Genomic DNA, 11,861 nt, shown 5'->3' with positions numbered 1-11,861 from the left:
ATGAAAAAGGTTGGCGGTGGCGCATGGTCACGGCCTGACTCGCCTGGAGCGCGATCATCCTCCGAGCCAGCGCACCAGCGCCAGGGAAACTCCAGGGAAAGCGACGCACAGCAGGAGACGGAGCAGATCCGTCGCCAGGAAGGGCAGCACTCCGCGATAGATGCGAAGGATCGGCACGTCCCGCGCCAGGCCCGAGACCACGAAGACATTCAGCCCGATGGGCGGCGCGGTGAGGCCGATGCCGACCACGGCCAGCACCAGGATGCCGAACCAGAGCGCCGTCTCCTCCGCCGTCAGGCCGAAATCGAGCGCGGTGACGATGGGGAAGAACACCGGCAGGGTGAGCAGGATCATCGCCATCTCGTCCATCACCGCGCCGAGCACGATATAGGCCAGCAGCAGCAGGGCCAGCACGCCATGCGGCGGCAGCGCCAGCGCGACGATCCATTCCGCCAGCAGGTCGGGCGCCTGGGTCAGCGCCAGGAAGGCGTTGAAGACCTCGGCCCCCAGCAGGATGGCGAAGATCATCGCCGTGGTCTCCGCCGTGCCGCGCAGCGCGCCAAGCAGCTCGGCCGGCGCGAGGCTGCGGCGCAGCAGCGCGACCGCCAGGGTGGCGACGACGCCGATGGCGGCGCTCTCGGTGGGCGTGAAGATGCCGCCATAGATGCCGCCCACCACCACCACGGCGATGCTCAGCACCGGCAGGACGCGAAGCATCGCGGCCCGTCGCTCGCCCGGCGCCAGGCGCGGCGCCACCGGCATGACGGCGGGCCTGAACCGCGCCACCAGCGCCGCCGCCAGGATATAGAACAGCGTCGCCATCAGTCCCGGCAGCAGCGCCGCCATGAACAGCTTGGCGATGTTCTGCTCGGTGCTGATGGCATAGATCACCAGGATCACGCTGGGCGGGATCAGGATGCCCATGGTGCCGCCCACGGCGATGGTGCCGCAGGCGAGGCCGGGGTCGTAGCCGTAGCGCCGGAGCTCGGGCAGGGCGGCGCGGCCGAAGGTGGCGGTGGTGGCGACCGAGGAGCCGCAGACCGCACCGAAGGCGGCGCAGGCGCCGATGACGCCGATGGCCAGCCCGCCACGCCGGCCGCCGACCAGCGCCTGGGCGGCGATGAAGAGATCGCGCGCCAGCCCGCCCCGCTCGGCGATCGCTCCCATCAGGATGAAGAGCGGGATCACCGAGAGGGTGTAGCTGGAGAAGAGGTGGTAGGGTGTGGCCTTGAGGTAGTTGCCGAGCGCGCCCCAGCCCAGGATATGCTGATAGCCGAGCGCGCCGGTCAGCAGCATCGCCAGGCCGACCGGCGCGCGCAGCGCGATCAGCAGCAGCAGGACGCCGAAGCCGGCGCCGGCCTGCAGGATCTCCTCGCTCATGGGGTGGGGCTCACAGGGCTGGGCTCACGGGGGCGGAGGTCCGGCCGGCCGGTCCGAGGGCGGCGAGCAGGGCGGCGAGGGCGGTGACGCCGAAGCCCAGCGCGCCGAGCGCGATGGCCCACCAGATCGGCAGGGAGAGCACCATGCTTCGGGTGTCGCTGGCCCAGGCGTCGGCGGCGCCGAGCGCCATGCGCCAGGCCAGCAGTCCGGCGACCAGCGCCCAGACCAGGTTCCAGAAGCTGTCGATGGCGGCCTGCAGCCGGGCCGGCAGCCAGCCGGTGAGGCTGTCCACCATGATGTGGCTGCGGCGCAGCGTGCCCCAGGCGAGGAAGCCGGCGACGGCCAGGCCGCTGCCCATCTGCACCAGCTCGAAATCGCCCGGAATGGGCAGGCCCGCCACCCACCGGCGCAGCACGCTGGCGGTGGTCAGCAGGGCGGTGGCGATCAGCAGCAGGCTGCCCGCCAGCATCAGGGACCCGGCCGCCGCGTCGATCTGGCGCGCCGCGCGGGGCGCTTCGGAGGAGGTGGACAGGAGCGGCGGCCCCTAGCTGGCGAACTGGCGGAACAGGGCCTGCGCGTCGGCGAGCAGCGCCTCGCCGTCGATGCCGCGTCCGCGCATCTGCGCGAGCCAGGCCTCGACCACCGGCTTCGTTGCCTCCCGCCAGCGCGCCGCCTCGGCCGGTTCCAGCTCGATCAGCGTGTTGCCGCGCTTGCGCGCCAGCTCGGAGACGGTGACGGCCTGCTCGTCCAGCGTGGCGCCGACCATGGCGGCGGCCGCGTCGCCCGACTGCGCGTCAAGCGCGCGCCGCAACTCGGCCGGCAGACCCTCGTAGCGCGCCTTGTTCATGGCCAGCACGTTGGTCGCGGTATAGAAGGTCGGGCTGCCAGGGAAGGCGGTGTGGTTCCTCACCAGCTCCTGGAGCTTGATCGACGGCACCACCTCCCACGGCACCACGGCGCCGTCCAGCACACCCTGGGTCAGCGCCTCCGGCACCTGCGGCACCGGCATGCCGATCGGCGCGGCGCCGAGGACGCGCAGCGCCTCGCCGGCCTGCCGCGTCGGGAAGCGCAGCTTCAGCCCGCGCAGATCCTCCAGGGTGCGGACCGGCGTGCGGGAATGGATCAGCCCGGCGTCATGCGCCCAGAAGCAGAGCGGATGCACCTCGCCGAATTCCTGCGCCAGATGCCGCGCGGCGAAAGCCTGGGCGGCGCGGGCATTCGCCACCCCGCCGCGGTCCGCGACGAAGGGCAGCTCCAGCGCCTCGATGCGCGGGAAACGCCCGGCCGTGTAGCCCGGCAGGGTCCAGACGATATCAGCGACGCCATCGCGCGCCTGGTCATAGAGCTGCGGCGGCGCGCCGCCGAGCTGCATGGCGGGAAAGAGCCGGATGCGGAGCTGGCCGTCGGTCGCCGCCTCGACCTTCCTGGCCCATGGCGCCAGGAAGTTGCGGTGGATGTTGGAGCCCGGCGGCAGGAAATGGTGCAGCCGCAGGGTTTCGCCCTGCGCCCGGGCCGGCCGCGGGAGCGCCGGTGCCGCCAGCAGGCCGGCGGCCGCGAGCGAAAGCCGGCGGCGCGAGATCTTGGACATGCTTTCCCTCCTGGCCTTGTGGCCGTGTCGCGGCGCGGCCGCTTCTGCCGCGACTGTAGCAGAGTTCCCGCCGGCGCCATGACGCTTCGCCATGCGAGGCGCCTCAGCCGGGGTGATCCAGCGCGATGAGCAGCGCCGGGCGCCCCTCCGCCACCGGCCGGGCCGAGAGCTCGATGCGGGCCGCCGGCGCCCCGGCCCCGGCCGGCGGGATGCGATAGCTGCGCTGGAGCAGGATGCCCTCCGCCGCCGTCTCTTCCCGCGTCGCGGCGCCGGCGATGCGGGCGAGGTGGCGCGACATCATGGCATCGAAGGCCTGCCCGGCCGCCGCGGCGTCACCGAGCGGGGAGAGCACGGCGCAATCGGCCTGGCCGGGCCGCAGCGTCACGGCGAGCGGCTGTGCCGGATCGGGGCCGATCCAGACCTGCCGGCCCGGCGTGGCGACCTCCTGGCCCTTCCGCACCGCCAGGGCGGCCCGGTAGCCCGCGGCGGTCAGCCAGGCCTCCCGGCGCGCGGCATCCTCCGCCGCCAGGCAGGCCGCCTCGAAGATGGCGATCGCAGTCTCCGCGGCCTGGCGCGCCTGGGCGGGCGAGGGTGGCGGAGGCGTCGGCGCCGGGTCCGGCGCCGTCGCGCAGCCCGCCATCAGCGCCAGCGGCGCGGCCAGGAGCACGGTCGAACGGGGCATGGCATCTCCTGCGATGACGGGGCGGGGGCAGAGGAGGCCCCGATTCGCCGCCGCCGTCCAGTCCGCGCCTCGCCTCAGCCGCCCCGCATCTCAGCCTCCGGGGACGGAGGCAACGCCCTGGTCCGCCTGCCCGCGCATCGCCCATCCGGTGGTGCGCTCCTCGATCGCCACGGCGACGGCGTACATGGCGACGCCCATGATGGCCGTGACCATCAGCCCGGCGAAGACCAGCGGCACGTCGAAGCGGCTGCTGGCCAGCATCATCAACTGGCCGATGCCGCTGTTGGAGCCGACCGTCTCGGCCAGGATCGAGCCGACGAAGGCGACCGTGATGGCGATCTTCAGCGAGGCGAAGAAGTAGGGCATCGCGCGCGGCAGGCCGACCTTGCGGATGATGTCGGTCCGCCGCGCGCCGAGCGCCCGCAGCACGTCGCGCAGCTCCGGCTCGACGGTGGCGATGCCGGTCGCGACATTCACCACGATCGGGAAGAAGCTGATCAGGAAGGCGGTGATGATGGCCGGCACGGTGCCGATGCCGAACCAGATCACCAGGATCGGCACCACCGCCACCTTGGGCACCGAGTTGAAGCCGATCAGCAGCGGGTAGAGCCCATGATAGAGCAGCGCCGAGCTGCCGATGGCGACACCGAGCAGCAGGCCGAAGACGATGGCGAGGCCGAAGCCGATCAGCGTCGTCATCAGCGTCTGCCAGGCGTTCTCCAGCAGCGGCTGCCACCACTGGATCATGCTGGCCAGGATGGCGGAGGGCGCCGGCAGGATGAAGGCGTCGATGGCGAAGCCGCGCACCACCGCCTCCCAGAGCAGGAAGCTGCCCAGGATGACGAGCCAGGGCAGCAGCCGCTGCAGCCGGCGGCGGCGGCGCGCGGCGGTGGCCATGGCCTCGACGCGACGGGCATTGGCCGCGCCGCGCGCCGCCGAGGGTCCGGTCTCAGGCGGCATCCGGTCGTTCCTCCCCCTTGCGGGCGGTGTTGATGTGGTCGCGCAACTCGTGCACCAGGTCCTGGAAGTCCTGCCTGTAGCTATCGTCCAGGCTGCGCGGACGCGGGAAGGGGATGCGCCGCTCGACCAGGATGCGGCCCGGCCGGCCGGACATGACCAGCACGCGGTCGGCCAGGTAGACGGCTTCCTTCAGATCGTGCGTGACCAGGATCACGGTGGGCTTCAGCGTCAGGCAGACCCCCTGCAACTGGCTCCAGAGATCCTCGCGGGTGAAGATGTCGAGGGCGCCGAAGGGCTCGTCCAGCATCAGCAGCTGCGGATCGTGGATCAGCGCGCGGCAGAGGCTGGCGCGCTGCTGCATGCCGCCGGAAAGCTGATAGGGGTGCTTCGCCTCGAAGCCGGCGAGGCCGACCATGGCCAGCAGCCGGCGCGCCTTCTCCTCATAGGCGGCGCGCTCGCCGCGGAGGCGGCGGCGGTGCGGCTCGACCACCTCCAGCGGCAGCATCACATTGGCCAGGATGCTGCGCCACGGCAGCAGGGTCGGGTTCTGGAAGGCCATGCCGACGAGCGGGAGCGGCCGGTCCACCTCGCGCCCGCCGACGATGACGCTGCCGGCGCTGGAGGGCCAGAGGCCGGAGACCAGCTTCATCAGCGTCGACTTGCCACAGCCCGAGGGGCCGACCACGGCGACGAACTCGCCCCGCCCCACGGTGAGCGAGACATCCCGCAGCGCCAGCGTCCCCTCCGCGCCGCCATAGCGCAGGGAGACCCCATCAATCTCGACAAATGGGCGTTCCATCGCCGCCATCCCGCCTCCATCCTCGGGGACCTTCAGCCCGGCCCCCGGGGGACCCTGGAAGCAAGCCCCGGGCCATGCCGGCGCGCCGGGCGGGCGGGCGGGCACGCCCTGGTCTGCCCGGGCCCGGGGCAGGGCGCCCGCGATCCGGGCATCGCGGTCCCTCTCGCGGAGACGGGCGGGGCGGGCGACATTCCCTCCCCATGGCGCCGAGGAGCGTGGAGATGAACGAGTTGCTGACCCCGGAGGAGATGGCACGGGCCGATGCGGCGGCGATCGCCGGGGGCCTGTCCGGCCTAGCCCTGATGCAGGCGGCGGGGCAGGCGGTCGCCCAGGCCATCCGCGCCCGCTTCCGGCCCTGCCGCACCCTGGTCCTGGCCGGGCCGGGCAACAATGGCGGCGATGGCTATGTCGTGGCCCGGCGGCTGGAGCAGGCCGGCTGGCCGGTGGCGGTGGCCGCGCTCGCGCCACCCCGACCAGGCAGCGACGCGGCGCTCGCCGCCGCCGCATGGCGCGGGCCGGTGCTGCCCTTCGCGCCCGGCGAGGCGGCGCGCGCGGCGCTGGTGGTGGATGCCGTGCTCGGCGCCGGCCTGACGCGCGATCTGCCGGCGGAGGTCGCGGCGGTCCTGGGCGCGGCCGGCGGGCCGGTGGTCGCGGTGGATGTGCCCTCGGGCCTGGATGGCGCCACCGGCCAGCCACGCGGCCCCGTGACGCCGGCCGCGCTCACCGTCACCTTCTTCCGCCGCAAGCCGGGCCACCTGCTGCTGCCGGGGCGCGACCTCTGCGGCGAGACGGTGCTGGCGCCGATCGGCCTGCCGGAGGCGGTGCTGCCGGGCCTGGGCGTGCATTGCTTCCACAACGGGCCCTGGCTGTGGACGCTGCCGCGCCGCACATCGGAGAGCCACAAGTTCGCCCAGGGCCATCTGACGATTCCCGCCGGGGCGGAGATGCCGGGGGCGGCGCGGCTGGCGGCGGCGGCGGCGCGGCGCGCGGGGGCCGGGCTGGTCAGCCTCGCCACCGCGGATGCCACCACCGCCGCGCTGTTCCGCGCCGATGAGCCGGGCCATCTGGTAACGGAGTCGCCGCTCCAGGCGCTGTTGGCGGACACGCGGCGCCATGCCTGGCTGGTCGGGCCCGGCCTGCCGCCCTCGGCGGAGACGCTGGCGGTGCTGGCGCGTCTCCTGGCGGCCGGGCGCGCCGTGGTGGCGGATGGCGGGGCGCTCAGCGCGGCCGCCGGCGCGCCGGACCGGCTGCGTGGCGCCGCCATTCTCACGCCGCATGCGGGCGAGTTCGCCCGGGTCTTCGGCCCGCCCGGCGCGGATCGCCTGTCCGCCGCCCGTGGCGCGGCGGCGGCGACCGGCGCCGTGGTGGTCCTGAAGGGCTCCGACAGCATCATCGCAGCCCCCGACGGCCGCGCCGCCATCAACGACAACGCCCCGCCCGCCCTGGCCACCGCCGGCAGCGGCGACGTGCTGGCCGGTCTCGCGGCGGGGCTGTTGGCACAGGGCCTGCCGGCCTTCGAGGCCGCCTGCGCCGCCGTCTGGCTGCACGGCGAGGCGGCCCGCCGCGCGCTCGGGGGGCGCCCTCCGGGGAGCCCGCTGATCGCCGAGGACCTGCTGCCCCACATCGCCGAGAGCTTCGCCTTCGCGCTTTCCCGGCGGGCTGGGATAGGGCAACCTCCTCACCATATATTTCGTTGAATTACAAAGCCCGGCCTGCCGCCGGGCCCGCTACCGAGGAACCCCCCATGTCCGATGTCGCCGTCGCGGAACCAGGCCTTTTTGACCGGGCGCTGAAGCGTGTCGCCCTGCTCTGGCGTGACATGGCCTCCTCCGTCTCGGCCCCGGCGGAGGATGCCTCCTGGGAGACGCGCCTGCGCGCCAGCCTGGAGGCGCCGGGCGGCGAGATCTCGGCGCGGAACCGCGCGGCGAGCCTGGCGCAATCCTACCTGGCCCTCGACCCGGCCGGGCGCATGGCCTTCTTCCGAGCGCTGGCGGGCTTCGATTCCGATCCGGTGGCGGTCGAGGCGGCGATGCGCGAGGTCAGCGCCGCCCGCGACGGCGCCGCGCGGGCGGCCGCCAAGGCGAAGCTGCGCCGCGTGCTGGAGCCGCCGCGCCTGCGCCTGCTGACCCAGTTCACCACCATCCCCGACGGCATGAAGTTCCTGGTCGATCTGCGGGCCGATCTGCTGCGGGTCATGGGCCAGGACCCGATGCTGCTGGCGCTGGACGCCGACCTGCGCGGCCTCTTCGCCAGCTGGTTCGACCTCGGCTTCCTGGAGCTGCGCAGCATCGACTGGCACTCGCCCGCCGCGCTGCTGGAGAAGCTGGTGGGCTATGAGGCGGTGCATCGCATCCGCACCTGGCGCGACCTCAAGAACCGGCTGGATTCCGACCGCCGCTGCTACGCCTTCTTCCACCCCCGCATGCCCGAGGAGCCGCTGATCTTCGTCGAGGTGGCGCTGGTGCAGGGCCTGTCCGGCTCGGTGCAGAAGCTGCTGGACGAGAAGGCGCCGGTGCAGGACCCGCGCAAGGCGGATACCGCGATCTTCTACTCGATCAACAACTGCCAGCGCGGGCTGGATGGCATTTCCTTCGGCAATTTCCTGATCAAGCGGGTGGTCGCGCTGCTGTCCCAGGACCTGCCGAACATCAAGGCCTTCTCGACCCTCTCGCCGATCCCGGGCTTCCGGCGCTGGCTGGAGGAGAGGCTGGCGGCGGAGGAGCCGAAGCTGCTCAGCGAGGAGGAAGCCCGGCAACTGGCGGAGGTTTCCGGCCTGGAGAGCGGCGAGGCCGCGCTGCGCGCCCTGCTGGCCTCGCCGAGGACGCTGCCGGCGCGCTGGGCGCCGAAGGCGGAAGCCATCCTCACCCGGCTCTGCGCCCGCTACCTGGTGCTGGAGACGGGACGGGGCGGCCGCCGGGCGCGCGATCCGGTCGGGCACTTCCATCTCTCGAACGGCGCGCGGGTCGAGCGGATCTGCTGGCGCGGCGACACCTCCGAGAAGGGCATGCGTGAAAGCCTCGGCTTCATGGTGAACTATCTCTACGACCCGGCGAAGATCGAGGACTATCACGAGGCCTATGTCGGCGAGGGCAGCCGGGCGGCGGCGACCAGTCTGCGCAAGCTGGCGCGCAGCGTCTGAGCCGGCCCCGCCCCCGTCAGGCCGCCAGGCCGGGCAGGTGCTCGAAGCCGGGGCGGCCGAAGTAGTAGCCCTGGAAGAGCTGGATGCCGAGGTCGCGCAGGGCCTCGAATTCCGGCCGGGTCTCCACCCCTTCGGCAACCACGGCGATGCCGAGCTCGGCGCACATGGCGGCGAGGTGGCGCAGGATGACGCGGCGCGCCGGATCGGCGTCCACGCCGCGCAGCAGTTCCATGTCGAGCTTCACGATGTCGGGGCGGAAGCGGGTCAGCAGCACCAGGCCCGAGTAGCCGGCGCCGAAATCGTCGATGGCGATGCGGAAGCCCAGGGCGCGGCAGCCGTCCATCAGGGCCTGCAGCTGGGCCGGATGCAGCATCGCCTCCTGCTCGGTCATCTCCAGGATCAGGTGCCGCCGGGACAGGCCGGCGCGCCGCGCGGCGGCCAGGGTGGCGCGGATGCAGGCCTCGGACGCCGTCGCGGCGCCGGGCAGGATGTTCAGCGACAGGGCCGCCCCGGTCCCCGCCAGGCCGAGTTCCGCCGCCAGCTCGATGGCGCGGAGGCGGCAGCACCGGTCGAAGGCAAAGCGGTTGCGGTGGTTCACTTGTGCCATGACGCTGCCGGCGCCCTCCCCGGCGGGGCCGCGCACCAGCGCCTCGAAGCCGAAAAGCTCCCGTCCCGCGCCGCTCCAGCGCAGGATCGGCTGGAAGGCCATGGACAGCGGCGGCAGGGCCGGGCGCGGCTTCTGGCCGCCCCGGCAGGCGAGGGAGAGGTGGTCGGGCACGGGGACGGTCCCTTGGCGCAGGCAGGAGGGAAGTCTGCCTCCACCTGTCCTGCCGGGGCGTTAATGCCGCGACGCTTGGTGGATCGCCGGCCCGTCTGTAGCCTGTTCCGACAAGGTCCCAGGAAGGACGGAAGGGGAGATCCATGAACGCCACGCCCGACCCCCGCGCGCTGCGCCCCGAGCAGGACCCTTCCCGGCGGCTGAAGCTGCTGCAGGCGCTGGAGCGCAAGCTGCTCTGGCTCTCGGCCTGGACCATCCACAACGCCAACCACATCCGCCCCAACCGGGACGGGCTGAAGGTCGGCGGCCACCAGGCCTCCTCGGCCTCGGTCGCCGCCATCATGACGGCGCTCTATTTCGACATCCTGCGGCCGCAGGACCGCATCGCGGTGAAGCCGCATGCCGGGCCGGTGTTCCATGCCGTCAACTATCTGCTCGGCCGGCAGGAGCGGGAGAAGCTCGCGACGCTGCGGCAGTTCGGCGGCATCCAGCCCTATCCGAGCCGGGTGAAGGACGGGGCGGAGGTGGACTTCTCCACCGGCTCGGTCGGGCTCGGCGTGGCGCTGACCAGCTTCGCCGCGCTGGTGCAGGACTATGTCCACCTGCATGGCCTGGCGCGGCCGGGCATGCCCAAGGGCCGCCATGTCGCCATCGTGGGTGATGCGGAGCTGGACGAGGGCAATATCTACGAGGCCCTGCTGGAGGGCTGGAAGCACGACGTCCGCGATGTCTGGTGGGTGATCGACTACAACCGGCAAAGCCTCGATTCCGTGGTGCCGGACCGGCTCTTCGGGCGCATCGAGGGGCTGTTCCGCGACATGGGCTGGAACGTCGTCACGCTGAAGTACGGGCGCAGGCTGGAGGCCGCCTTCGCCCGCGAGGAGGGCGAGCATCTCCGCCGCTGGATCGACGACTGCCCGAACAGCCTCTATGCCGCGCTCACCTTCCAGGGCGGCGCCGCCTGGCGCGCCGCCATCCTGGCCGAGCTCGGCCGCCTCCCCGGCATCCGCGCCATCATCGACCCCCTCACCGACGAGGAGCTGGGCGCGCTGATGACCAATCTCGGCGGGCACGACATCGAGACCCTGACCGAGGCCTTCCGCGCGCAGGAGGCGGCGGGCGACCAGCCGACCTGCTTCATCGCCTATACCGTCAAGGGCATGGGCCTGCCCTTCGCCGGGCACAAGGACAACCACGCCGGGCTGATGACCCGGGAGCAGATGCTCGCCTTCCGCGACGGGATGGGCATCCGGCCGGGCCATGAATGGGACCGTTTCGAGGGGCTCGACATCCCGGAGGCCGAGCTGGAGGCCTTCCTGGCCTCGGTGCCCTTCGCCAGACCCCTGGCGGAGGAGGGGCGCAGCCTGACGGCGCCCGAGGTTCCGGTGCCGGCGGCGCTGGCGCCGCCGCGCCTGCCGCCCAACCGCATGCTCTCGACCCAGGCGGGCTTCGGCGAGATGATGGCCGAGATCGGCCGCGGCGGGCGGGAGCTGGCGCCGATGGCGTCGCGCATCGTCACCACCAGCCCGGACGTCACCGTCTCCACCAGCCTCGGCCCCTGGGTGAACCGGCGCGGTATCTTCGACCGCCACCTGAAGAACGATGTCTTCCGCGACTCCAAGCTGGCCTCGGCGCAGCGCTGGGGGATGTCGCCCAAGGGGCAGCACGTGGAACTCGGCATCGCCGAGCAGAACCTCTTCCTCGTGCTGGGCGCGCTGGGCCTGGCGGACCGGATGCACGGGGCGCGGCTGCTGCCGGTGGGCACGGTCTACGATCCCTTCGTCAACCGCGGCCTCGATGCGCTGATCTATGCCTGCTACCAGGATGCCCGCTTCCTGCTGGTCTCCACCCCCTCGGGCCTGACCCTGGCGCCGGAGGGCGGGCAGCACCAGAGCATCAACACGCCGCTGATCGGCATGGCGCAGGACCGGCTGGCCGCCTACGAGCCGGCGCATACCGACGAGCTGGCCATCCTGCTGCGACATGCCTTCCACCACATGCAGCAGCCGGAGGGCTCGGCGGTCTGGCTGCGGCTCTCCACCCGCGGCATCGTCCAGCCGCAGCGCGACCTCGACCCTGCGGCGGTGATCGCCGGCGGCCACTGGGCCGTGCCGCCGGCGGAGGGGGCGGGGATCGCCATCGCCTATCAGGGGCCGGTGGCGCCGGAGGCGCTCGCCGCCTTCGAGGCGCTGCGCGAGGAGGAGCCGGGGGCCGGGCTGCTCGCCATCACCAGCCCCGACCGGCTGCATGCCGGCTGGCTGGCGGCCCGGCGCGCCGCGCGCCGCGCGCCGGGCGCGGCACCCTCGCATGTGGAACGGCTGCTGGCGCCGCTGGCACCGGATGCGGCCCTGGTCACGGTGCTGGATGGCCATCCCTCCGCCCATGCCTGGCTGGGCGCGGTGCGCGGGCAGCGGGTGGTGCCGCTCGGCGTCGACCATTTCGGGCAGGCGGGCGATATCCCGGACCTCTACCGGGAGTATGGGCTCGACACCGATGCCATCCTGGACGCCTGCGCCCAGGCATTGCTCGGCTGAG

At 73.0% G+C, this 11,861-nt stretch carries 10 protein-coding genes; 3 read left to right on the top strand and 7 right to left on the bottom strand.

Annotated elements, in window-relative coordinates:
• Nucleotides 1-54: 54 nt before the first annotated feature.
• From ACF3NH_RS18010 to ACF3NH_RS17985, 6 genes are all read right to left on the bottom strand, one after another.
• On the bottom strand, nucleotides 55-1,380 hold the full coding sequence (locus ACF3NH_RS18010; RefSeq protein ID WP_422924625.1) for a TRAP transporter large permease: 1,326 nt from the start codon (nucleotides 1,378-1,380) through the stop codon (nucleotides 55-57).
• Between the two features lie 10 nt (nucleotides 1,381-1,390).
• Nucleotides 1,391-1,849 (bottom strand): TRAP transporter small permease, encoded by a 459-nt coding sequence (locus ACF3NH_RS18005; RefSeq protein ID WP_198364573.1) that lies wholly within the window; start codon nucleotides 1,847-1,849, stop codon nucleotides 1,391-1,393.
• Nucleotides 1,850-1,924: 75 nt separating this feature from the next.
• Complete coding sequence (locus ACF3NH_RS18000) at nucleotides 1,925-2,968, bottom strand: TRAP transporter substrate-binding protein (RefSeq protein WP_198364574.1); 1,044 nt, start codon at nucleotides 2,966-2,968, stop codon at nucleotides 1,925-1,927.
• Between the two features lie 103 nt (nucleotides 2,969-3,071).
• Nucleotides 3,072-3,650 (bottom strand): NMCC_0638 family (lipo)protein, encoded by a 579-nt coding sequence (locus ACF3NH_RS17995; protein ID WP_422924622.1) that lies wholly within the window; start codon nucleotides 3,648-3,650, stop codon nucleotides 3,072-3,074.
• Nucleotides 3,651-3,740: 90 nt separating this feature from the next.
• Entirely contained in the window at nucleotides 3,741-4,610 is an 870-nt protein-coding gene (locus tag ACF3NH_RS17990) for an ABC transporter permease (RefSeq protein WP_198364576.1), read from the bottom strand.
• A complete protein-coding gene (locus ACF3NH_RS17985) occupies nucleotides 4,600-5,409 on the bottom strand; it encodes an ABC transporter ATP-binding protein (protein WP_255528544.1) in 810 nt (269 codons plus the stop codon). The genes ACF3NH_RS17990 and ACF3NH_RS17985 overlap by 11 nt, the downstream gene beginning before the upstream one ends.
• A gap of 221 nt (nucleotides 5,410-5,630) precedes the next feature.
• Here ACF3NH_RS17985 and ACF3NH_RS17980 point away from each other — a divergent pair, with 221 nt between their 5' ends.
• Complete coding sequence (locus ACF3NH_RS17980; protein WP_422924619.1) at nucleotides 5,631-7,106, top strand: NAD(P)H-hydrate dehydratase; 1,476 nt, start codon at nucleotides 5,631-5,633, stop codon at nucleotides 7,104-7,106.
• Between the two features lie 47 nt (nucleotides 7,107-7,153).
• Nucleotides 7,154-8,548 (top strand): malonyl-CoA decarboxylase, encoded by a 1,395-nt coding sequence (locus ACF3NH_RS17975; protein ID WP_422924617.1) that lies wholly within the window; start codon nucleotides 7,154-7,156, stop codon nucleotides 8,546-8,548.
• Between the two features lie 16 nt (nucleotides 8,549-8,564).
• Here the strand turns inward: ACF3NH_RS17975 and ACF3NH_RS17970 are convergent, their stop codons facing one another.
• Nucleotides 8,565-9,326 (bottom strand): EAL domain-containing protein, encoded by a 762-nt coding sequence (locus ACF3NH_RS17970; protein WP_422924615.1) that lies wholly within the window; start codon nucleotides 9,324-9,326, stop codon nucleotides 8,565-8,567.
• A 143-nt stretch (nucleotides 9,327-9,469) separates the two neighbouring features.
• On the opposite strand from ACF3NH_RS17970, the gene ACF3NH_RS17965 reads away from it, so the two are divergent.
• Nucleotides 9,470-11,860 (top strand): 1-deoxy-D-xylulose-5-phosphate synthase N-terminal domain-containing protein, encoded by a 2,391-nt coding sequence (locus tag ACF3NH_RS17965; RefSeq protein ID WP_422924613.1) that lies wholly within the window; start codon nucleotides 9,470-9,472, stop codon nucleotides 11,858-11,860.
• Nucleotide 11,861: the final 1 nt, after the last annotated feature.

It is taken from the genome of Pseudoroseomonas sp. WGS1072 (assembly GCF_049340465.1).
Lineage (GTDB): Bacteria > Pseudomonadota > Alphaproteobacteria > Acetobacterales > Acetobacteraceae > Pseudoroseomonas.
Note: the sequence above shows the minus strand (reverse complement) of the source record. Positions and strands in the feature narration are given on the sequence as shown.

What these genes read in the sequence shown, in the direction of transcription:
- ACF3NH_RS18010 (WP_422924625.1), bottom strand. Translation starts at nt 1,380, where the DNA reads ATGAGCGAGGAGATCCTGCAGGCCGGCGCCGGCTTCGGCGTCCTGCTG.
- ACF3NH_RS18005 (WP_198364573.1), bottom strand. Translation starts at nt 1,849, where the DNA reads ATGCTGGCGGGCAGCCTGCTGCTGATCGCCACCGCCCTGCTGACCACC.
- ACF3NH_RS18000 (WP_198364574.1), bottom strand. Translation starts at nt 2,968, where the DNA reads ATGTCCAAGATCTCGCGCCGCCGGCTTTCGCTCGCGGCCGCCGGCCTG.
- ACF3NH_RS17995 (WP_422924622.1), bottom strand. Translation starts at nt 3,650, where the DNA reads ATGCCCCGTTCGACCGTGCTCCTGGCCGCGCCGCTGGCGCTGATGGCG.
- ACF3NH_RS17990 (WP_198364576.1), bottom strand. Translation starts at nt 4,610, where the DNA reads ATGCCGCCTGAGACCGGACCCTCGGCGGCGCGCGGCGCGGCCAATGCC.
- ACF3NH_RS17985 (WP_255528544.1), bottom strand. Translation starts at nt 5,409, where the DNA reads ATGGAACGCCCATTTGTCGAGATTGATGGGGTCTCCCTGCGCTATGGC.
- ACF3NH_RS17980 (WP_422924619.1), top strand. Translation starts at nt 5,631, where the DNA reads ATGAACGAGTTGCTGACCCCGGAGGAGATGGCACGGGCCGATGCGGCG.
- ACF3NH_RS17975 (WP_422924617.1), top strand. Translation starts at nt 7,154, where the DNA reads ATGTCCGATGTCGCCGTCGCGGAACCAGGCCTTTTTGACCGGGCGCTG.
- ACF3NH_RS17965 (WP_422924613.1), top strand. Translation starts at nt 9,470, where the DNA reads ATGAACGCCACGCCCGACCCCCGCGCGCTGCGCCCCGAGCAGGACCCT.